General features: G+C 59.9%; 21 protein-coding genes, 1 tRNA gene and 2 pseudogenes. 11 read left to right on the top strand and 13 right to left on the bottom strand.

What is annotated here, in order from left to right; genetic code table 11:
• Positions 1-26: 26 nt before the first annotated feature.
• The 3 genes from CLV89_RS19170 to CLV89_RS19160 form a co-directional block, all read right to left on the bottom strand.
• On the bottom strand, positions 27-572 hold the full coding sequence (locus tag CLV89_RS19170) for a tetratricopeptide repeat protein (RefSeq protein ID WP_106165265.1): 546 nt from the start codon (positions 570-572) through the stop codon (positions 27-29).
• 139 nt (positions 573-711) lie between these two features.
• On the bottom strand, positions 712-2,016 hold the full coding sequence (purB, locus tag CLV89_RS19165) for an adenylosuccinate lyase (protein ID WP_106165309.1): 1,305 nt from the start codon (positions 2,014-2,016) through the stop codon (positions 712-714).
• Positions 2,017-2,124: 108 nt separating this feature from the next.
• Positions 2,125-3,387: a bifunctional alpha/beta hydrolase/OsmC family protein gene (locus CLV89_RS19160; RefSeq protein ID WP_106165264.1), complete on the bottom strand. Its 1,263-nt coding sequence runs from the start codon at positions 3,385-3,387 to the stop codon at positions 2,125-2,127.
• 114 nt (positions 3,388-3,501) lie between these two features.
• On the opposite strand from CLV89_RS19160, the gene CLV89_RS19155 reads away from it, so the two are divergent.
• Both CLV89_RS19155 and CLV89_RS19150 read left to right on the top strand, forming a co-directional pair.
• Entirely contained in the window at positions 3,502-4,062 is a 561-nt protein-coding gene (locus CLV89_RS19155) for an NUDIX hydrolase (RefSeq protein ID WP_106165263.1), read from the top strand.
• The gene (locus CLV89_RS19150) at positions 4,059-4,967 is read left to right on the top strand and encodes an endonuclease/exonuclease/phosphatase family protein (protein WP_243395086.1); all 909 of its coding nucleotides are present in this window, start codon (positions 4,059-4,061) and stop codon (positions 4,965-4,967) included. The genes CLV89_RS19155 and CLV89_RS19150 overlap by 4 nt, the downstream gene beginning before the upstream one ends.
• 54 nt (positions 4,968-5,021) lie before the next feature.
• Here the strand turns inward: CLV89_RS19150 and dddP are convergent, their stop codons facing one another.
• The gene (dddP, locus tag CLV89_RS19145) at positions 5,022-6,365 is read right to left on the bottom strand and encodes a dimethylsulfonioproprionate lyase DddP (RefSeq protein WP_106165261.1); all 1,344 of its coding nucleotides are present in this window, start codon (positions 6,363-6,365) and stop codon (positions 5,022-5,024) included.
• A 180-nt stretch (positions 6,366-6,545) separates the two neighbouring features.
• Here dddP and CLV89_RS19140 point away from each other — a divergent pair, with 180 nt between their 5' ends.
• On the top strand, positions 6,546-7,316 hold the full coding sequence (locus CLV89_RS19140) for a heme-dependent oxidative N-demethylase family protein (RefSeq protein WP_106165260.1): 771 nt from the start codon (positions 6,546-6,548) through the stop codon (positions 7,314-7,316).
• Between the two features lie 49 nt (positions 7,317-7,365).
• Here CLV89_RS19140 and CLV89_RS19135 read toward each other — a convergent pair whose 3' ends face one another.
• The 3 genes from CLV89_RS19135 to CLV89_RS19125 all read right to left on the bottom strand — a co-directional run bounded on the left by CLV89_RS19135 (position 7,366) and on the right by CLV89_RS19125 (position 10,794).
• On the bottom strand, positions 7,366-8,358 hold the full coding sequence (locus tag CLV89_RS19135; protein ID WP_106165259.1) for a hypothetical protein: 993 nt from the start codon (positions 8,356-8,358) through the stop codon (positions 7,366-7,368).
• A 274-nt stretch (positions 8,359-8,632) separates the two neighbouring features.
• Positions 8,633-9,445, bottom strand: coding sequence for a lytic murein transglycosylase (locus tag CLV89_RS19130; protein WP_106165258.1), 813 nt, complete (start codon positions 9,443-9,445; stop codon positions 8,633-8,635).
• Between the two features lie 86 nt (positions 9,446-9,531).
• Complete coding sequence (locus tag CLV89_RS19125; protein WP_106165257.1) at positions 9,532-10,794, bottom strand: Hsp70 family protein; 1,263 nt, start codon at positions 10,792-10,794, stop codon at positions 9,532-9,534.
• A gap of 166 nt (positions 10,795-10,960) precedes the next feature.
• On the opposite strand from CLV89_RS19125, the gene CLV89_RS22455 reads away from it, so the two are divergent.
• The gene (locus CLV89_RS22455; protein ID WP_133166758.1) at positions 10,961-11,407 is read left to right on the top strand and encodes a hypothetical protein; all 447 of its coding nucleotides are present in this window, start codon (positions 10,961-10,963) and stop codon (positions 11,405-11,407) included.
• Positions 11,408-11,523: 116 nt separating this feature from the next.
• Here CLV89_RS22455 and glnA read toward each other — a convergent pair whose 3' ends face one another.
• Both glnA and CLV89_RS19115 read right to left on the bottom strand, forming a co-directional pair.
• Positions 11,524-12,930 carry a type I glutamate--ammonia ligase gene (gene glnA, locus CLV89_RS19120; protein ID WP_106165256.1) on the bottom strand — a complete coding sequence of 469 codons (1,407 nt, stop codon included), beginning with the start codon at positions 12,928-12,930 and terminating at the stop codon, positions 11,524-11,526.
• Positions 12,931-12,998: 68 nt separating this feature from the next.
• On the bottom strand, positions 12,999-13,337 hold the full coding sequence (locus CLV89_RS19115) for a P-II family nitrogen regulator (RefSeq protein ID WP_106165255.1): 339 nt from the start codon (positions 13,335-13,337) through the stop codon (positions 12,999-13,001).
• 169 nt (positions 13,338-13,506) lie between these two features.
• On the opposite strand from CLV89_RS19115, the gene CLV89_RS19110 reads away from it, so the two are divergent.
• Positions 13,507-15,120 carry an NAD(P)H-hydrate dehydratase gene (locus tag CLV89_RS19110; protein ID WP_106165254.1) on the top strand — a complete coding sequence of 538 codons (1,614 nt, stop codon included), beginning with the start codon at positions 13,507-13,509 and terminating at the stop codon, positions 15,118-15,120.
• A 290-nt stretch (positions 15,121-15,410) separates the two neighbouring features.
• Positions 15,411-15,494: transfer RNA gene (locus CLV89_RS19105), tRNA-Leu, on the top strand.
• A gap of 73 nt (positions 15,495-15,567) precedes the next feature.
• Here CLV89_RS19105 and CLV89_RS22975 read toward each other — a convergent pair.
• Genes CLV89_RS22975 through CLV89_RS19095 form a run of 3 tightly spaced genes read right to left on the bottom strand, consistent with a single transcriptional unit; the run spans position 15,568 to position 16,796 of the window.
• Positions 15,568-15,900, bottom strand: a complete 333-nt coding sequence (locus CLV89_RS22975; protein ID WP_243395085.1) for a tyrosine-type recombinase/integrase — start codon at positions 15,898-15,900, stop codon at positions 15,568-15,570.
• A gap of 42 nt (positions 15,901-15,942) precedes the next feature.
• Complete coding sequence (locus tag CLV89_RS22970; RefSeq protein ID WP_243395084.1) at positions 15,943-16,593, bottom strand: site-specific integrase; 651 nt, start codon at positions 16,591-16,593, stop codon at positions 15,943-15,945.
• Positions 16,590-16,796, bottom strand: a complete 207-nt coding sequence (locus tag CLV89_RS19095) for a hypothetical protein (RefSeq protein WP_106165308.1) — start codon at positions 16,794-16,796, stop codon at positions 16,590-16,592. The genes CLV89_RS22970 and CLV89_RS19095 overlap by 4 nt, the downstream gene beginning before the upstream one ends.
• A 1,236-nt stretch (positions 16,797-18,032) precedes the next feature.
• Here CLV89_RS19095 and CLV89_RS22450 point away from each other — a divergent pair.
• The gene (locus tag CLV89_RS22450; protein WP_133166757.1) at positions 18,033-18,509 is read left to right on the top strand and encodes a hypothetical protein; all 477 of its coding nucleotides are present in this window, start codon (positions 18,033-18,035) and stop codon (positions 18,507-18,509) included.
• Positions 18,490-19,539: a hypothetical protein gene (locus tag CLV89_RS22445; RefSeq protein WP_133166756.1), complete on the top strand. Its 1,050-nt coding sequence runs from the start codon at positions 18,490-18,492 to the stop codon at positions 19,537-19,539. Before CLV89_RS22450 ends, CLV89_RS22445 begins: the two co-directional genes overlap by 20 nt.
• A gap of 94 nt (positions 19,540-19,633) precedes the next feature.
• Here CLV89_RS22445 and CLV89_RS19085 read toward each other — a convergent pair.
• Positions 19,634-19,789 (bottom strand): annotated as a pseudogene (locus tag CLV89_RS19085) (integrase core domain-containing protein); the annotation flags it as partial.
• 1 nt (position 19,790) lies between these two features.
• Between CLV89_RS19085 and CLV89_RS19080 the strand changes: the two are divergent.
• The 3 genes and pseudogenes from CLV89_RS19080 to CLV89_RS19070 all read left to right on the top strand — a co-directional run.
• Positions 19,791-20,033 carry a hypothetical protein gene (locus tag CLV89_RS19080; protein WP_106165252.1) on the top strand — a complete coding sequence of 81 codons (243 nt, stop codon included), beginning with the start codon at positions 19,791-19,793 and terminating at the stop codon, positions 20,031-20,033.
• Positions 19,999-20,541: a hypothetical protein gene (locus CLV89_RS19075; protein WP_133166755.1), complete on the top strand. Its 543-nt coding sequence runs from the start codon at positions 19,999-20,001 to the stop codon at positions 20,539-20,541. Before CLV89_RS19080 ends, CLV89_RS19075 begins: the two co-directional genes overlap by 35 nt.
• Positions 20,542-20,653: 112 nt before the next feature.
• Positions 20,654-20,796 (top strand): annotated as a pseudogene (locus CLV89_RS19070) (IS5/IS1182 family transposase); the annotation flags it as partial.

Here is a 20,796-nt window from a genome sequence, read left to right as displayed (position 1 = left end):
CTTCAGCAGTAAAGAAAGCCTGAAGTTTAGTAGTTAACGGTCACACCCGTCTGAATTGCCTGACGCAGCGAGGCTTCGGCCCATGTCCCGTCACCGCCGCGCGCCCTGATTTCCTTCCACTGGGCCAGTGCCTGCGCATATTCTCCAGTTTCAACAAAGCCTTGCGCCATATAGCTCCGCGCGAGGATATTGTCGGGATCTTGCGCGATCGCATGGGTGTAATAGTCTTTCGCTTCGGAGGAGTGACCAAGTTTGCGGTGGGTGAACCCCCAATAGGTCAGGACGCGGCTATCCGTCTGATCCGGATGGGCGGCAAGCACGGCCTGCGCATCCTCGAAGCGATCCAGATAGGCCAGCTCGCGCGCGGTCTGCAGCAGTTGCTCGTCGCTCAGGGATGATTCTTCAGGCTTCACGCATTTCTGCGTATCTTCATCCCAGACGCGTTTGCCCCAGCATTTTTTGGTGGTGTCCGATGGGGTCGGCGGCGTGGTCGTGTCGCCGCCAGCGGCAAAACCGGCCATTGGCATGGTGAAGGGCAGGGCAATGGCAAGTGCGAGGGACGTGAAACGCATGAAGATCTCCTATCTGTTGTTGCTCAAACTACGCTGAAAGCGCGGAGAACGGCCAAAACAAGTCATCACGAAGCTGTGAGGCGAAAAGAAAAACCCCGCCGGTGAGGGCGGGGTTTGATCTGTGTGCGCGAGGGCGTGCTTATTCGCCGAACACCCGCTTGAAGATCGTGTCGACATGTTTGGTGTGGTAGCCCATGTCGAATTTCTCGTTGACGCCATCCTCGCCCAGCGCGGCAACCACATCGGCGTCGGCCAGCAGCAGTTCGCGGAAATCGAGGCGCTCTTCCCAGACCTTCAGCGCGTTGCGCTGCACCATGGAATAGGCATCCTCGCGGCTGACACCGGCCTGCGTCAGCGCCAGAAGCACCCGCTGCGACATCACCAGACCCGGGAATTTGTTCATGTTGTCCAGCATGTTCTGCGGGAACACCAGCATCTTGTCGATGACACCCGCCAGACGGTGCAGGGCGAAATCAAGCGTCACGGTGGCGTCGGGGCCGATGCCGCGCTCGACGGAGGAATGCGAAATGTCACGCTCGTGCCAGAGGGCGACGTTCTCCATCGCCGGGATCACCGACATGCGCACCAGACGCGCCAGACCAGTGAGGTTCTCGGTCAGCACCGGGTTCTTCTTATGCGGCATCGCCGAGGAGCCCTTTTGCCCCATGGAGAAGAATTCCGCGCCTTCCAGCACTTCGGTGCGCTGCATGTGGCGGATCTCGGTCGCAACGTTTTCGATCGACGAGGCAATCACGCCGAGGGTGGCAAAGAACATTGCATGACGGTCGCGCGGGATCACCTGGGTGGAGATCGGCTCCGGGTTCAGGCCAAGCTGCTCGCAGACATGTTCCTCGACCGACGGGTCGATATTGGCGAATGTGCCCACGGCGCCGGAAATCGCACCGGTGGCGATTTCCTCGCGGGCGGCAACGAGGCGGGCGCGGTTGCGGTCCATCTCGGCGTAAAAGCGCGCGAAGGTCAGGCCCATGGTGGTGGGTTCCGCGTGAATGCCATGGCTGCGGCCGACGCGCACGGTGTCCTTATGCTCCAGCGCGCGTTTCTTCAGCGCCGCCAGCAGCTTGTCCATGCCAACCAGCAGCAGGTCGGCGGCACGGGTCAGCTGTACGTTGAAACAGGTGTCCAGCACATCGGAGGAGGTCATGCCCTGATGGACAAAGCGCGCTTCGTCGCTGCCCACATGTTCAGCCAGATGGGTGAGGAAGGCGATGACGTCATGTTTGGTGACGGCTTCGATCTCGTCGATGCGGTCGACGTCGAATTCCACGTCCTTGGCTTTCCAGACCGCTTCGGCGTTTTCGCGCGGGATCACACCAAGGTTCGCCATGGCGTCGCAGGCATGTGCCTCGATCTCGTACCAGATGCGGAATTTGGTCTCGGGGGACCAGATGGCAACCATGTCGGGGCGGGCATAGCGAGGGATCATGGGCGGCGGCACCTTTTGTCGTCAGTGGATGAGATGCCGCTCTCATAGACGAGCCATGCCCCGGCGGCAAGCGTGGCGCCGCATCGTGTCTGCTGCCGGGGCGAGCTGCTAGTCGGCAGTGGTGGGACCGTCGGGTCGGAACAGCGCCTCTGAGGGCGCGCTTTCCAGTCGGGTCTCCACATGTGAGCTTTGCTCCAGCGTCCTATGCACGGGGCATTTGTCGGCAATTTCCAACAGCTTGTCGCGCTGCTCCGGGGTCAGATCTCCGCTCAGGTGGATGACACGCATGAAGCGATCAATCTTGGCTGGCCCCGAGGGGATGGCGTCCTGCGCGTGAACCTTGTCGTGGCATACCTCGACACTGATGTTGTCCAGCAGCCACCCCTTGCGGCGGGCATACATGCGCAGGGTCATCGAGGTGCAGGCCCCTAGACCCGCAGCAACGAACCCGTAGGGCGACAAACCGCGATTTGTGCCGCCATAGGCTTCGGGTTCATCGGCATAGACATGGTGATAGGGGCCGTTTTGCACGTCCTGCAGGAAGCCCTCCGGATCGGCTTCGGTGACGCGAATGACCCCCTCCGGCGCGCCGGGCGGCGGGGCGGGTGGTTTCATATCCACATAGCGTGTGGCCCAGGTCGCGATCACATCCGCCGCATATTCCGCGTCACAGGCATCGGTGATCAGGTGATCGGCATCGTCCAGCGTGACAAAGCTCTTGGGATGGCGCGCGGCCTGAAAGATCTCGGCGGCATTGTCGATGCTGACGGTGGCATCGCGGGGCGCATGCATCACCAGCAGGGCGGCCTTCAGATCTGCCACAGCCTCACCCAGTTCCGTCTGGCGAATGTCGTCTACAAACTCCTTGCTGATCACAAAGGGGCGCCCACCAAGGCTGACTTCTGCCTGACCGTCGCGCTGGATCGCCTCCAGCGCATGATCGAAATGATGTGCCACATGGCTGGGATCAAAGGGCGCGCCGAGCGTCACCACGCTTTTGACCGATGGGATGCCCGCACGCGCGCGCAGGACCGCCGCTCCGCCCAGCGAGTGACCGATCAGCATGTCGGGCGCCATATTGCGTCCGGCCAGATAGCGCGCGGCTGCAATCAGATCCGCAACATTGGAGCTGAAACTGGTGTTGGCGAACTCGCCCTCGGAATGTCCCAGCCCGGTAAAGTCGAACCTGAGCACCGCGATGCCCATGGCGGCCAGACGCGCGGCAATCCGCCGGGCGGCGGGGATATCCTTGGAACAGGTGAAGCAATGGGCAAAAAGGGCGGTGGCCAGCACCGGACCGTCGGGCAGGTCAAGACGGGCGGAGAGGTCATGTCCGGCGTGACCGGAAAATGTGATGCGTTCAGTGGGCATTGGCAGTGCTTTCGGGGCTTGGCTTTGGGGTGTCGGCCTTTCTAAGGTGCGCCGAGGCCCGCGGTACGGCAAGGCGGCTGTCACAACCGTCACGGGAAGGTGAAGGAGCGTCACATGGGCGAGCATCAGAATTCAGACCACGCGCTTGCCGGCATCGGGCGGTTTGCGCCTCTGGACGCCCGCGACACGGACATGTGGTCACGCCTTGTGATGTTCTGCCGCCAAGAGCCGCGGGCGTTCGGGCGTGACCCGCTGACCAGTCATGTCACCGCATCGGCTTTTGTGCTGTCGCCGGACCTGTCGTCGGTATTGCTGACCCATCATGCAAAGCTCGACCGTTGGCTACAGCTCGGCGGGCATTGTGATGGCATTCAAGACGCGTGCTTCACCGCCACGAAGGAAGCCTATGAGGAAAGTGGCCTGTCGCGCATCCGACTGCTGACTTCGGAGGTCTTTGATGTCGATGTGCATGACATCCCGGCCTCCACCAAGGAGCCTGCGCATCTGCATTATGACGTGCGTTATCTGTTTGTGGCAGAGGCAGGCGAGCCGGTCGCCAGCGAAGAATCCCATGCGCTGGCGTGGCTACCGCTGGATCAGTTGGCATCAGAGCCGGACAGCGTGGCCGTTGTGGCGCGCAAATGGCCGCTCTGGCGGGAGCGGTTGGGACTGTGAGCCGCGTTTTGAACCTGTGCCGCGCCGTGGTTTGGGCGCTCTTGATCCTCAGCATCCTAGCCTTGGCGGGCAGTTTTCTGGGGATGGTGCACCCATTGGGGGATAGCCTGTCGGTCTTTCGTGTGCCCTTTGCGGGCCTTGCGATGATCTGCGCCTTTATCCTGCGCCATGATGCACGCGCGGCGTTGATGGGGGCGGCGGCGACGGTTGTGATGATGGTCAATTGGCTGGGGCATCTGCCAGACGAGGCAAATGGCACCCCACCGCCCTTGACGCTGTATCAGAAAAACATGCTCTGGCGGAACGCGGGCAACGACAGCCTGACGCAGGCCATTCGTGACGCGCGCGCAGATATTGTCACGCTCGAAGAAATCTCTCGTTTCAATCTGCCGATCCTGAAGACTTTGCGGCCGGACTATCCGGTGCAGCAGTATTGCCCGTTCCGCAAGGTCGGAGGCGTTGCGGTTCTGGCGCGTGGGGTCACCGCGACCGACAGGCTTGCCTGCGCAGAGGATCTTGGGCTGGCCGCGATGGAGGTGGAGGGGCCGACAGGGCGGTTCTGGGTGGCGGCCCTGCATCTGCCCTGGCCTTGGCCGCACGAGCAGGCCGATCATGTAGAGCGGGTGGTGAAGCGCCTGGAGAGCCTTGAGGGACCGGTGATCCTCGCCGGAGATTTTAACGCCGTGGGATGGTCTGAAGCGGTGGCGCAGATCGGCGCGGCTGGCGGCATGGCGCGGGTCGGGCCCTATGCGGCGACGTTTGATTTGCCGCTGGTCAATTACCCCATCGGCATCGACCATGTGCTGGCGCCGGGCGGCGAGGGTGTGATCGAGGTGTTGCCGAAACTCGCCTCCGATCACCACGGGGTTTTGGCGCGCCTGCCTTGGCCACGCCCGGCGGATTGATCCGCCGAAGACGCAAGATATAGGCCGCCCCGTCCCCTCGTCAGCGCCGTCGTTCTAGGCCTGACCCATCAAGGCCGGATCAAACGGGTAGGTGGTCAGGTTCTCGTAGCCATCCTCGGTGATCAGAACCTGATCCTCCAGCTTGATGGAAAAGTCGCCACCGACCTCGCCCACCAGCGCCTCCACGCACAAGACCATGCCTGGCTCCAGCGGGTAGTCAAAGGCGCCGGCGACCGCATGATCGGGATAGGCCACCAGAGGCCACTCGTCACATAGGCCCACGCCATGCATCAGGCAGCCATATTTCTGCGCCTGATACTTCGCGTCCAACACATGAGTCCCCGCCGTCAGCTCCGGGATCATCACTCCGGGTTTCAGCATCTCCATATTCGTCATGATGTGCTCATGGGCGTGTTGCATGGCATAGATCATGTCGGGACGTGGCTTTTGATCGCCAATCCACCAGCTGCGGGAGATATCGACGCAAATACCGTAGCTGCCCACCAGATCGGTATCGAAAGAAATGATCTCGTTGCGCTGGGTGATCCGGGGCCCACATTCCTGAAACCAGGGGTTGGAGCGCGGACCGGAGGCCAGCAGCCGTGTCTCGATCCATTCGCCACCCCGGCGGATGTTCTCCGCGTGTAGCACCGCCCAGATGTCATCCTCGGAGGTTTTGCCATCGCCGACGTTAAGGCGGGCGAAGTCCTCCATCGCCTTGACCGCGGTCTCGCAGGCATGTGAGGCGCAGCGCATGGCAAGGATCTCGTCCACACCCTTGATGGCGCGGGCTTTTTCGGTGAGTTCCTCGCCTTCCATGATCTCGAAGCCTTGTGCCTCCAGCGCGCGCAGCCCGTGCAGCATGATCTTGTCCACCGCCAGACGCATATTGCCGCCGCCGTGTTCCCCGATCAGTTGGCGGACCTCATTCGACAGCGCATCCGCCGCCACATCCACCTTGTCGCCGCGGTCAAAGTAGAACAGATCCGCGCCCGAGCGCTGTTCGCGCACGAGAGGGTTGAAGGTCGAAAGAAACGGCGAGTTTTTGTAGTCCCAGATCACCATGTAACCATCGGCGCACAGGAGCAGCGCCCGGAACGGGTTGTGGGTGTTCCACAGCTGCATGTTTGTGCTGTCGGTGGCGTAGCGAATGTTTAGCGGATCGAACATCAACAGACCGCCGTAGCCCCGGTCCACGATGGCTTGCGTCAGCCGCTGCCAGCGGTAGTGGCGCATCGCCTCGAGGTTGGGCAGCTCCAGCCCCGCCGAAGTCCATTCGCCAAAGGCCAGCTGGGTCGGGCCGATTTCGATCCGGTCATTGTCGTTCGGCGTGCCGTCGCCAAGCGCTGCGCCGCGGCTGGGGTCGATCTTTCGGCGGTCACGGAAATGCTCGTTCATCTTGTCCTCCCTGGCTCATGGTCAGAGCCTGAAGTCCAGCGCGCGCCTTGGCCTTGCTAAATGCGACCCAGAACATGTCCGTTTTGCGAGATTTGATGTGAATCCCAGCGCATATCACGAGATTGCAGATGGAAACTGTACAGTCGTGCAGACTTTCGACCGGAGTGCTATGGCTAGTCCATGACAGAGATTCTCCAGACCTCCATCCCCTATAATCCGCTGGCGCCACGGCCCTTGCCGGGCATCCAGCCACTGCCGCCCGAGGATTGGCTGCGCTTTGACGATGGTTTTGCGGCGCAGCTCGGCGAGCGGGAGCGGTTGTTGCGCGATCATCGGGATGCGGTGTTGGCGATGGATGATGCTGCCGAGCCTGCCGCGCAGGAGCTGCTCGATCAGGTGCTGGCGGTCCGCTATGGCGCGCAAGTGAACGCCAGCCACGTTACCCGGCCGGATGGTGTGACAGTTGCCATTGATCGCAGCGTCCCGATGGAGACGTTGGGGCGGATTGCGCAACAGGATTTCTGCATCCTCGAGAAGCCCGAGGCGAGCGATGAACACGTATTGACCGCGGCCATTCTGTGCTTTCCTGCAAGCTGGACTCTGGCGCAGAAGTTCATGAAACCCTTGCTGGCGATCCATACCCCGGTCGCGGACTATGATGAAGGCATCGCCCGACGTGTGCAGCGGTTGTTTGATGGGGTGCAGGCGGGGCGGCCGCTCTGGCGGTTCAATGCGCTCTGGTATGCGGATCCGAGCCTGCATCAGCCGCGCCGGGAAGAGGACCCCCGCGCCACATCGACACCGGAGACGCAGCACTACATGCGCAGTGAGCTGCAGTCGATCTATCGGTTGCCCCGAACGCGGGCCGTGATCTTCTCGATCCACACGACGGTTCTGACGCGGGCGGATGTGCTTGCGCAATGGGCGTCAGAGGCTGGTCCTGAGGCTTAGAGCTGAATAAAATCAACTTGTTGCGAGATGTTTGTGACCCATTCCCAAATCAGAGCAATGCGGCGTAGACCAGGCCTGAGGATTGCAGGAACATAAGCAATGCCAGAACGCCCAGCATCTGGACACTGAACCGCATGTCGCCGCCGCGCGCCAGGTTTACCGCCGCAGCGGTGATGCCGAGCGGCAGAGACAGCATGGCCATGATGGCGGTCAGGACCCAGGCCGACATGGTGCCTGCATTGCATCCTCCAAGGGAGACAGCGCCGGTGACCTTGCGATACGCGGAGAGGATCTCCGATGGTGTCTTGCCCGCACGCCGTTCGATGACGCGATCACATTCTGTCGTCAATGTGCCAAAGGTGTCCTCGACGGAGGCAAAACGCGGTGTCTTTGCGGGGACCCGCGTGATCGTCTCCACCTGCGCGCCACCGGACCGTGCGGCGTAGCTGTCGAAAGCCTTGATTGTCGCAGCCAGTTCAGCCTGCTTCGGGACAGCGGCGTCAACGGGCACGGCGCCCGCCGCTTCAACGGGAACTTGAATATCCTGCGCGACGATATCGCGAACCGAGGATGGGCCCTCCGCGTACGATGAGCCGAACGCGGACAGGAACGCCGCCCGATCCAGCATGACGCCTGTCTCCAGCCATTCTACAGTTGTGGCGTTTAGCTCTGTCAGCAGCGCCTGCATTGACCGTGCGAGCAACATTTCGGTCAGTTCCTGATCGGTTTGCTCTGGGAACCGTGGTGTGAAGGTGATGTCGAGATGGCTGCGGCAGGGCGCGCCGTCACTTTGGCGCATCGGGGCTGGGCTGCGGCGGTGGCGCAAGGAGACGATGTAGTGATCGCAATCCAAATTGACCCGGTGGGCGCGTTTGGCGTGAAAGCGATCCACCTCATGCCCAAATTCTTCCAACGTCTGAACCACCAGAACCGAGGCTTTGGACAGGGCGGCGTCATCACGCTCTGCAAACCCCAATTTGCCCCGATAGTTCGAAGCCGACATATTCTGTGTTGTTTGATCCAGCACCGTGAAATCCTCCATCGGTTGTCTTCTCCGACAAGTGTAGGATCTGAAAACGCGGAAAATTGGGCGGATTACACAGATTTTCCCCGCGACATGCAGGCGAGGAGAGAAACGGCGCCATTCTAAAGAATTTGATTTAAATGCAAGCTGTTGCGCGGGTTTTTGCCACGGGATGTCGCCGGAATGCGGCAAAAACTGGACCGGTCACAGCCACATTGATGCCCAAGCCATTACAATCTTGCGACCGACCTGTTGATTGTTCTTAACGCGCCGGTGTTATCGCGCTGGTGCTTCAGGTGCCGTCGATTTGACGGCCCATGATCGCCAGAGATTGCTGGTAGACAGTCGCAGCGTTCCATTGCTTCAGAACACGATAGTTGCGCTCGCCCGGCTGATAGCCGCGGCCGGGTTTCCAGCCTTTCTTGCGCAGGAAGTAAGCGGTGGAGGCCAGCGCGTCACCCATGTCGTAGAAATCCACGCGACCATCACGGTTCCAGTCCTGACCGTATTCCAGCGCGTTTCCGGGCAGGAATTGAGTGTGGCCCAACTCCCCATGTTTGGCCCCCTGTGTCGCCGTGCTGATTGCGCCCTGATCCACCAGTTTCAACGCGCCGATGGCGTGGGGTTCAAAGAACTCCGAGCGGCGGCAATCATAGGTCAGCGTCACGATGGAGGAGACAACCTGACTGTTCCCCATGTAATTGCCAAATGCGGTTTCCATGCCGTGGATGGCGATCAGCAGACCTGCTGGCACGCCGTATTTCTTCTCCAGCGCGGCAAAAAACTCGGCGTTGCGCGCCTTGTGCTTCTTGCCTTGCGCAACGATCGTGGTTGCGCCGCGAACCTGCATGAATTTCTCAAGACTGTATTTGAAGCTCTTCTGGTTGCGGTCGGCGGCGATGGTTCCGGTTGCATATCGCGACTGCGCCAGCGCGTTCAGCCCCGCCTGCCGGACCCCGGCGCGTTGGGCGGTGCGGGCGAAATCGGCCTTCCAGGCCTCAAACCCGGCTGCCGTGTTGCCGCAGGTCGCGCCCATGCCGGCAACCGGCATTGCAACGGAAAGAGTGGCAGCAAGGCCAAGGGCGGCAAGGCGGGAAACAAGCATGGAAAACCTCAGGACTGTGCAGATGTCTTGGCGCAGCTTACGCGGGCAGCTTCGAGGGTTCACGCTTTTTCTACGGGGAAACCACCTCAGAAGGCGGCATCCCGCGCAGCCAACGCCAGGCCGTCCGCCACGGCAGTCATCGCGCGGTCAGTCTCTATCTCCGCGTTGGGGCAGAGGGTTTGCATGCTGTCGCGCACTGATGACAGCAGCGCAGAGCCGCCAACCATCACGCAGCGGGTGACATCGCGCGGCGTGACCCCGGCAAGCCGCAGGGTCTCGGCAGCCTCGGCCTGAATGCTCTGCACCATCTCCGCCAGCGTCTGATCCAGCGCCTTGCGGGGCAGGGCGGCAGACAGGCCGCGCTCCACGATCCGCAGGTCAATCTGTGCGGCGTCGCCATCTGCGCTGTTGGCGCGAATTTTGCCCGCCTCGGTGGCAAAGGCCAGGTCATGGCCCAGTTCATCCTCAAGCACCTGAACAAGCCGGTTGAGACCGGTGGGGTCTTCGGCGTTACGCGCCAGATCCTGCGCGGCGCGACGGGTGTCCGGCCCATAGAGAAAGGGGATCATCTGCCAGGTGGCAAGATCGTTGAACATCCGGCTGGGTGCGGGCAGGCTGCCGCCGCCAAAACTGTTGCGGATCATCGCACCACGTCCAAGATGGGGCATCACATGATCAATACTGATCTGGCGATCAAAGTCGGTCCCCCCGAGGCGCAGACCATGGCTGGCCAGAATGCGGGTGCCACCCGCGGCATCCTGTTCAAAACAGGTAAAGTCCGAAGTACCGCCGCCGATATCGACCACGAGCCCGACGCCGGGGTGCGGTCGGGCAGAGCGCAGCGCGGCTTCGGGCTCGTAGAGGAATTGCACATCCTCGAAGCCCGCCTTTTTGTAGCAGCCCCGCAAGTCCTCTTCGGCCTTGGCGTTGCGCGCCTCGTCCTTGGAGTGAAACTTGACCGGCCGACCTGAGAGCGCATGGGTGAACTCCGTCCGTGTGGCGGTTTCCGCGCGGGCTTTCACCTCGCGCAGGAAATGCGCGATGACATCGGTGAAATCCATCATCTGGCCACCAAGACGGCGCTTTTCATACAAGAGCGGCGTGCCCAGCAGGCTTTTGAGTGCCCGCATGAACCGTCCCTCGTCGCCATCGATCAGCGCGCGGGTGGCGCTGCGTCCGATGCGCATCTTCTTGCTCTCGCTGTCAAAGAAGACGGCCGTGGGCAGAGTGGTCTCGCCCGGTTCCAGTTCCACCAGCCAGGGCCGACCTGCCACTGTCAGACCCGCAGCGGAATTCGAGGTGCCAAAGTCGATGCCAAGCGTGTTGGGGGACATAGCAGGGGAGGTCATTTGTGCGGGCTCCTGTCGGGCGCTGGAACGCGCCTTCCTATGGGAGACGGCATAGGGCTTCAAGAGGAGAACAACGAATTGGATTCAGTACGGTTGCATCGGAGGGTTCAAGCTCTTGCTCTAGGGGAGTGCGCACGTAAGATGCCACCCATACAGGAGAAATGTCATGACTACAAAACCGGCTAAACGCTTTTTACCGATCGCATGCTGCGTGATGCTTGCGGCCTGCGGCGGGGTGCCTGCCAGCAATCAACTGCAATTCGATAGTGATGGGAGTGGCCGGTTCAGTGGCAGCGCAGGTTCCGACTGGACACCTCAGGAAATCGAAACAGAGATTTCCGATCTTGAATGTGGCGATGGCGCGATTGTGGACTTCGAAGTCAGGAGATCACGCTCGTCGCCCGATTACATGATTTTTTCAGGGCGCTGCGCCGCAGGTGCGGTGCCAGCTGCGAATAGTCTGCAGAACCAACTTGCGTCCAGACAAGCGGGGGCTGCGGGTGCAGTGCCTGTCCAAAATATGCCTGCCCAAAATGTGAGCTCCGGACCTGTGCCGGTCACCACGGCAGGAAACAGTGCCGGCTGGGATGGATCGACCCCATTCGTGGACTGACCCGGATTGCGCCCCTCTGCGTTGCGCGTCTTGCGGGCGCCCCATGCCGGTCCGACAGCATAGAAAAAGGGCGCCCAGATGAGGCGCCCTTTCCAATTCAGCCCAATCTCTAGAGATCAGCAGCTGTAGTACATCTGGTATTCCACCGGGTGCGGCGTGTGTTCGTAGGTTTCCACCTCTTCCATCTTGAGGGCGATGTAGCCTTCAATCTGGTCTTTGGTGAACACGTCGCCCTGCAGCAGGAAGTCGTGATCCGATGCCAGCGATTCCAGCGCTTCGCGCAGGGAGCCACAGACGGTCGGGATGCCGGCCAGTTCCTCTGCGGGCAGGTCGTAGAGGTTCTTGTCCATGGCTTCGCCCGGATCGATCTTGTTCTTGATGCCGTCAAGGCCGGCCATCAGGAGCGCTGCAAACGCCAGGTAGGGATTTGCTGCCGGATCGGGGAAACGAGCCTCGACGCGCTTTGCCTTCGGGGATTCGGTCCACGGGATCCGCACGCAGCCGGAGCGGTTGCGGGCAGAGTAGGCGCGCAGAACGGGGGCCTCGAAGCCCGGGATCAGACGCTTGTAGGAGTTGGTGGACGGGTTGGTGAAGGCATTGAGGGTCTTGGCGTGCTTCAGGATGCCGCCGATGAACCACAGGGCCTCGCTCGACAGATCCGCGTATTTGTCACCTGCAAAGAGCGGCTTGCCGTCTTTCCAGATCGACATGTTCACATGCATGCCGGTGCCGTTGTCGCCGGCGATCGGCTTGGGCATGAATGTTGCGGATTTGCCGTAGGCGTGGGCCACATTGTGGATCACGTATTTGTATTTCTGCAGCTCGTCGGCCTGTTTGGTCAGGCTGTCGAAGATCAGACCCAGCTCGTGCTGGCAGGACGCAACCTCGTGGTGGTGCTTGTCGACCTTCATGCCCAGACGCTTCATGGTGGAGAGCATCTCGGAACGCAGGTCCTGCGCTTCGTCGATCGGGTTCACCGGGAAGTAGCCGCCCTTGACGCCGGGACGGTGGCCCATGTTGCCGGTCTCGAATTCCGCATCGGAGTTCCAGGAGGCATCGGTCGCGTCAACCTCGTAGGACACCTTGTTGATGGTGTTGGAGAACCGCACATCATCAAACAGGAAGAATTCCGCTTCCGGGCCCATATAGGCCACATCACCGATGCCGGAGGACTTCAGATAGGCTTCGGCTTTTTCGGCGGTGCCGCGCGGGTCGCGATCATAGGCTTCGCCGGTGTCAGGCTCGACCACGGAGCAGTGAATGCAGATGGTCTTTTCCGCGTAGAAGGGATCCACATAGGCAGACTCGGTCGCCGGGATCAGCTTCATGTCGGAGGCTTCGATGGATTTCCAGCCCGCGATGGAGGAGCCGTCGAACATGAAGCCTTCTTCGAGGAAGTCTTCGTCGATCTGGTCCGACATCAGGGTGACGTGCTGCAGCTTGCCGCGCGGGTCGGTGAAACGGATGTCGACGTATTCCGCCTCTTCATCCTTGATCAGCTTGAGAACTGCTTCCTTGCTCATTTGAAGTACTTCCTCCGTCAGAAAACTTATGTATTTCGGGTGTTCAGTAGTGTCGGCGTCGCGTGCCGTTACAGGGCGTCGGACCCGGCTTCGCCGGTCCGGATGCGGATGGCCTGCTCGATCGGGCTGACGAAAATCTTGCCGTCGCCGATCTTGTCGGTCTTTGCTGCGGCAACGATGGCCTCAATCGCGGCGTCGACCTGATCGTCGTCCAGCACCACTTCGATCTTCACCTTGGGCAGAAAGTCCACGACATATTCCGCACCGCGGTAGAGTTCGGTGTGACCCTTCTGGCGACCAAAGCCCTTGACCTCGATGACAGAGAGACCTTGCACGCCGACGTCTTGCAGCGCTTCCTTCACCTCGTCCAGCTTGAACGGCTTGATGATGGCTTCGATCTTTTTCATGTCTGGGCTCCTCGCAACCTTGTCGAAGATGGTCAGATCATTTTCAACTGAGCGCCACAATGTGTAAGCGGGCGCAACTGCTGCAGGAATGTGCAGAAATCAGACGTTGCGATGAAAATTTAATCTTAGAGATTAAAAAATGTGCAGTTGTGAAACCTGAGGGCTTGTGATGACTGAATTACTGACGGCGACACAGATGCGAGCGATCGAAAAAGCAGCCATCGACGGCGGCGAGGTCACTGGTCTGGAGTTGATGGAGCGCGCAGGCGCAGCCGTGGTCGAGGCGATCTTTGAGGAATGGCCCCAGCTGGGCGCTGGGATGCTGCCAGATGGGGGCTCTGCCCCCCGGCCTGCGGCCGCCCCCCGAGGTATTTCTGAAAAGATGAAGCGGGCAGTGGTTCTTTGTGGTCCGGGCAACAATGGTGGCGATGGTTTTGTTGTGGCGCGATTGCTAAAAGAGCGCGGCTGGGCGGTGGAAGTGTTCCTTTATGGGGATGCTGCGAAATTGCCGACAGATGCGCACACCAACTACTTGCGCTGGAGTGCGATGGGGGCTGTTTCTCCTTTGGCGTCCTCAACGATTGAAGAGAAGCGGGTCTCGCAGCGGGCGGATCTGTTGATAGATGCCCTGTTCGGCATTGGGCTGACCCGGCCGGTGGAGTTGCCGCTGGTTGCACTGACAGCGGATCCAGCGCTTGGGGAGACCCATAAGACGGTAGCGATTGATCTGCCTTCGGGGGTGTGCAGCGACAGCGGAAAGGGGCTTGGCGAGGAAGGTCGGGGGATCTGGGCGGATCTTACGGTGACATTCCACGCGCCAAAGCGTGGCCATGCTCTGGCGGACGGGCCTGCGCGATGCGGCAGGCTGTCGGTCAAGTCTATTGGTTTGGATTCGCACGATGATCTTGGGTCGATGTCGCCTCCGGTGTTGATGGCGGCCCCCGAGGTGGCCTCGTTGGCGAAGGGGCAGGGGGCACATAAATTCACTTACGGTCATGCACTGGTCTTATCTGGTGGCGCAGGGCGCACTGGGGCAGCACGGCTGGCAGCGCGTGGCGCGCTGCGTGTCGGGGCGGGGCTGGTCACGCTTGGGGTGCCACCTGCGGCGCAGATGGAGGTCGCCTGCCAGATCACGGCTGTCATGCTGCAACGGGTCGCGGGAGCGGATGTGCTCGCCGAAATCCTTCAGGATGAGCGGATCAATACGCTGTGCCTTGGCCCCGGATTGGGGCAGCAGCGGGCACGGGACCTGGTTCCTGTTGCCTTGGCGGCGAAGCGTGCCACGATTCTGGATGCCGATGCGCTCTCGGCATTTGCCGATGATCCGCAGCAGTTGTTCGACCTGCTGCACACGCAATGCGTGCTGACACCTCACGCTGGAGAGTTTACCCGGTTGTTCCCCGACATTGCGGATCGCTTGGCGGCCCCGGCATCACAGGGCCCCGCTTTCTCAAAGGTTGATGCCACGCGCGAGGCGGCCAGACGTGCGGGATGTAGCGTGTTGTTCAAGGGAGCAGACACGGTGATCGCTGATCCGACAGGCCTGTGCTCGGTTCATGCTGCCGCCTATGCGCGATCGGCGCCGTGGCTCGCAACCGCCGGATCCGGCGATGTGCTGGCAGGTTTCATCACCGGGTTGCTGGCCCGCGGATTGGGTCCTCATGACGCAGCCGCTACAGCTGCCTGGTTGCATGTGGAATGCGCGCTGGCATTTGGTGCAGGTCTCATTGCGGAGGATCTGCCAGAGGAGCTGCCCAAGGTCCTGGCGCGTCGCAGTAGTTAGAGCCGTGGCTACAGTTCCTCATTGAACCGATGGGCCGAGAGCACTGGCAGCTTGTCGGGGCAGGGGATGGCAGAATGCCTGCAACGGTCATGTTTCGAGGTTCCGGGTTCGATCAAGAGAACCTCATGCTTTGCGATGGGAATTGCGCCCAACCGTGTCATGCCTTTGTGCGCACTCGCCTTTCACTCGACGCCGGGATGATTTTTGATGGTCGCGAGGCGAATTTCTCTCGCATCCCCGAAAAAGCTCTGATATCGAACGACCTCGCGGCAGGCTGGTCTTGCTGCAGTGCGGGTGTGGCGGAATTGGTAGACGCACCAGATTTAGGTTCTGGCGCCTATGGCGTGGGGGTTCGAGTCCCTTCACCCGCACCATTTTGATTTTGAAAGAAGATTTTCCGAACTGGAGATGCTGGGCCCTGGTCGAGCGGTCAGGTTTGGCACTTTGTTAGCACTTTCCTGTTTCGTTTTCGCTCTGTTCCCGTGCGGTTTGCGCTCGTCTAGATGCTGTTTTCTGGTTCGCCTGGGCGGTGTTTTTCTGAACAATCGAGAGCGTCTTGGGGCCGGTCACGGCCTGGATGTCGCGCATATCGACGCCCGCTTCGGCCATCTGTGTCGCGGCGGTGTACCGCCACCCATGCGGCACGAGACGGTTTGTCTCGGACAGGACGCCGATGGCGTCGCGGATGGCCTCAACCTTCTTCTGCGCCTGACGTTTTCCCATATGCTGCGTGCGGTTCTTCGCAAGAATATAGGCTCCGCTCCGGGGAACAGTTTCCAAGAAGCGCTGCAGGCGAGTGGGGCAGTACACCTGAATCTTGGCTTAGGTCTTCTCCTGAACGACTTTCATATACTTGCCATCAAAGTCGTCCCATTTCATCGAGATGCAGTCTCCAAGCCGCTGGCCCGTGCCGATGGCCAGCTCATATACAATGCGCTCCACGCTGGAGGCCGCGCACGCTGCCTCAAACGCTTTCAGCTTGTCCTCGGGCCATGGCTCATATTCGCCGCCCGTCAGTTTCTCGACGTTCACGACCGGGTTGCGGTCGATCCACTCGAGGTCAACGGCGTGACGCATGAGGATCGAGAGGACCGCCACGCGTTCGTTGGCCTTTGACCAGGTATCCTGCAGTGCATCGCGCGCTTTGATGGCATGCTTGCGACGGAAAGAGCGGACGTCTCTCGCACCGTTCTTCTCACGGATCGCTTCGCAGTGCCGTCTGTAGTTGGCTGCGGTTCCTTTGCTAAGGCGCTTGTACTTTGAGCTTTGATAGTAGCTTGCGATCAGCTGGTCCCAAGTTGTCCGGGAGCCGGCAGAAGGTTGCCCGCGACGGAGATGCCAGTACTCCCGAAGGAAGGCTTCGCTGCCGGGCGGCGCCTTGAGCCGGACCCTTGTCTTGCCTTTCCGAAAGTAGTGGTAGGTGCGCCCCTTCACGGAGATGGTGTCCAGATAGGGAAGCTCTAGCTTCTTCATATCTCGAAACCTTCGTCGGGAACGGCGCCGCTCAGGATGGCTTCCAAGTCAGACACCCGCAACCGCATGACCTGCCCGGCGAGGTCGATTGGCTGCGGCAGCGCGCCGATCTGGACGAGGTTCCTGAACTCGTTCGTGTGCATATCCAGCATCCGCGCCGCGGTTGCTTCCTTGACAGCCAGGAGGGGCGTGCGTCTGGACATGTGTTCGCTCCCTTTCCGGCGGTTGTCCTGCGTGATGGCGTCTTTCAAGTATAGTTGAGGGTTAGTGCCTGACGGGACAGTTCATGTCTGGAAACTGCTTGGAAGTATGTGGATTACGCGTTGAAATTATGGAGAATTCCTTCTCCACGGGGGCGAGATGACGATTTTGCCCCCGCTGCCTTCAGGCGCTCAAGTTTGGCAAAGATTTTCTAAAAGAGAATTTTACATAGTTACACGGATCCTCGCTGCGCCGGAGGTCTACGAGCACCCAGGGCCTCCCCAGCAGCCCCTGTCATGTCCACCTGCCTAGGAAGCACGATCTCGGCCGGAGTGCCGCCAAACCACTGCGCCAGTCCTCAAAGTGCTCATGTGGAATGATCGCGTCCGGATGAGACTTCTTGAGCGCACGATGGAGGGCCTTCTCCTGACACAGCGCGGCGTCGCCGTTCGGCTGCGGAATGGTCCGCAGAAGCTCTGCCTGGATTCCGGGTCGAAGCAGGGGCTGGTGATGCAGTCGCGACTGCGGGTCGCGCGAGAAGCCGAGCTTCACGACCTTCAGCCCGTTCGGAAGCTCCAGACGAATGGCATAGAGGTGGCTGGGCGCGGTGGCCCATCCTTCCCCGCATGCCGTGCATTGAAAGCGGCCGCTCTGCATGTTCGCGCGGGCGACCCTCTGCGTGTGACCAAAGCCGTGCCGATAGATCCGGTATTTCGGGTTGCCTTTCGGATCGATTCCCAGCAGTTGACATCCCCGATCCGCTGCTTCCTCGGCTTCCTATCCGGAATGACAGGTCTCGCAGCGCAACTTGCAGTGACCGGCTGCGATCCGTTCGATCTGTCCGAACTGTCGGCGCACGGTGTGACTACATGGCGCGAGATAGATGCCAAGCTTGTGGTATTCTGGGTCGTAGCCCTGAAATTCCAAGCCTGCCCTATGCGCCATTGCCAGAATGATGTGATGCCTGCACCCCGCGCAAGCAGTTTGGGCGGTGCGCAGGGTAAAGAGCTTCTGCGCAGTCAACGCGCCGCAGGTGTGGCATCGCAAGACAATGTGAAACTTATCCCGGATCCGCTGGAGCAGGTCGAAGCCCTTGGACCGGGCGATTGCATCCCACTCCGTTTTGATCGGTCCGGCATAGGTGAGGGACCAGCCTTCCGCAGAGAGCTTCCGGGAGCCGCGCGGCAGGTAGAGCTTATTCCGGGACGCGCCAATGGAGATATGCGGGTGAAGGTGGGGTGCAATTTGGTGTCGAAAACGCCGCTACGATTGCAATTGGTAGCGGTGCAGACTGGGAGAAAGCTTTTGATCGCTTGTCGACCGTCTTTCAGGCCTATGCCAAAATCACAGGCCGTCTCCGGATCGAAGCAAAAGTCGGGGTCGACACGTGGTTATTCGACGGCTCGGTTGAGGCCAGTGGTAGCATCGGTACAGGGTGGCACTTCGGTGGACGGATCACCGAAAACGTGGGCAGCCAAAACACCGAGACGCTTTACTGGTTCGAGGGATTGCGCGTGCAGGGCAATTATGCAGTTAGGGCTGGTGCCGTTGAAACCGATCGCGGCACAGATTCTTTTGAAACCGGGTCGGCAACATCTGTTGCTCAGACTATCACAACTGCAGCCGTCGATAATCGAACGGTTCTATTGTCGGGTAGGTTTGATGAATCATTCTTTGTTGCAGAAGGAGGACCAAATGATTGGCAAGAAGCCTAGATTCTGGCTTAAATCGTTTACAGCGGTTCTAGCTTTAATATTTACTCAGGCCTCGACTGGCCAGGCGCAGGACGCTGCCATGCAGGATGACGTCCGTCCTCAACTTTTCTATTCAATATCCATTAATGCCGAAAACATGTTTGCCATCCCGCGCGTGAATGGCGCTCCGTTATTGACACATGGTCGGTTCAGGCCGCTGACGTTGACCACCGATATCACGCGCGAACTTCAGCCAGGCCGCAACCTCATCCAGATCGACTACGAACCCTTCGACATGAATAAGCAAAGCTTTACGCCGCATGGAAACGTTCGCCTACAAGTGGTACTGTCGCGGTCGAGCAATTTTCTGGCATCCACGCGCATTAAAGAGGAAATTACTTTGTTCTCTGGCCGATACGATCCGGAAACAGCGACACTTGTGCAGACCGAAGAAAGCGTTTTTGGCGAAGGCCCAATAATACAAGAGGACGGAGGGCTTCGATCAGGTAGAGGCTTCGAACTCGAGCCAGTCACGATCACCTATTTAGATGCCCAGTCACGCGGAAAAGCTATGCGACTCACCTTGGCGTTTGATATCTTTGATATTGAGATGTCAACTCCACCTTGGACCAATGCAAGGGTACTATCTGATACACCGACTCTGCGTGAAGACTTATGGCGGGCCTACACACAGGTTCATCAAGCACTGGCATCTGGAAACCCGGCCAATTTTGCACTGTCAGCAGAACCACTTTTGGCTCATAACGCCTTAGTTCTCGGTTACGAGTCAGCGTCCGAGATGGCGCAAATTATTGATGATCGTCAACCGCTGGCTGGAGATGTCAATCGACAGCTCTTACCGATGATGCCCGCTATTGCAGCAACCACGGCCCAGATCGAGTTTTCTCCTGATGGTCGCCTCGTGCAGTTTATGTCTGCTCCTTTGGGATATGAAACAAGCGAAGGTACCCCTGCGGGCCGGTTCAATTACTGGTTCTGTCAGATAGGCGACCAACCGTTGGCCCCTTGTTTTGTGCAGGATTTTGGATGAATCTCTTCTGGTTGACCATTGTAAAAGGTGAATGCACATGAAACCGGTGGCCAGATAGGCCTGATCAGCCCCACCTGAGTGGTCCAATTGATTGTTAGTGCATGATCGGCCTTTGGTCCATCTGGACGATGGTTTCGGGGGCCGGTGGGCGGTAGCCCAAGGCGCTGTGTGGTCGTTTCGTGTTGTAGTGTTTCCTCCATTTTTCGATCAGTATTTGGGCTTCGCGCAGGCTGTAGAAGATCTCGCCGGCGATGAACGTTGCACGCGCTGCGGCGGTCGTCAGTCGTGCGGCAGGTCCTGTAGGCTGGGCCGTTTATGGCGCGTCGGTGGCCGCAACAGTGGCCGCGAACAGGCTCTATGCCGGATATATGTCGCGCATTGAATTCGAAGTGGAGGGCAATCGGATTCATAGAGGGGAAATTACTGCTCAGGAATGGGAAGCGTTTGAGGATCCGATAAATGACGAATTTGATGATTACTCCGTTGTTGACTAGCTGGGCCAATCGTTTAGGCCTCATTTTTGCGCTGGGTTGGATTTTGATCGGGGAAGCCGTACACATTCTGCGCCTATCGGACGAAGGACGTGGGGTAGACGTGCTGCCCTACACCGTGGCGAATTGCAGTGGCACCTGCACCGACCTGCCACCACAAGACACACGTGCCTTGATAGAGGCCACTTTTGCGGCAGGAGAGAACGCCTGTGAACTTCCGCGCAAGCTCATGGAGGCCCGCAACGACGGCCCTGACTTGCGCGCGACCTTGTCCGAGCTGGCCCGCGCTCTGCCGATCCGCATCGAAGCGTCTCAAAGCGAGATCACGGTATCTCACAATTTGGGTCCGCTGGCTTGGGTCGGCGCGTTACCCGATCGAGCTCAAATGGCGCGCCGCAGTTGCACGGAGTCGCTTCTAAAAGATCCGCGCCGCGTGTGGTTTACGATGTTTTTTGTCTGGGGTGCGCTGAGCGCGCTGGTCTACTGGCGCTTTCGAACGGCTCCCAAATGATCTTATCATCTGAAGACGACCCCCTGCTCAAAATTTGGGGTTGCTCACGGCGTTGTTGCGCAAATCAAAGGGAAGGATTCACTTAGCGAATCCTGACGGTTGTTTCGGGCGCATGCCGAAGCCCACACCCACCCGCTACCGCACGACGAACTGGTCAACTTACAACGCGTCGCTCAGGCAACGTGGCTCCCTTTCGGTTTGGTTCGACCCCGATATGGTTTGGCACGCGGAGAAGTCCGGCAAGCGGAGACGGCC

It is taken from the genome of Tritonibacter scottomollicae (assembly GCF_003003215.1).
Lineage (GTDB): Bacteria > Pseudomonadota > Alphaproteobacteria > Rhodobacterales > Rhodobacteraceae > Epibacterium > Epibacterium scottomollicae.
Note: the sequence above shows the minus strand (reverse complement) of the source record. Positions and strands in the feature narration are given on the sequence as shown.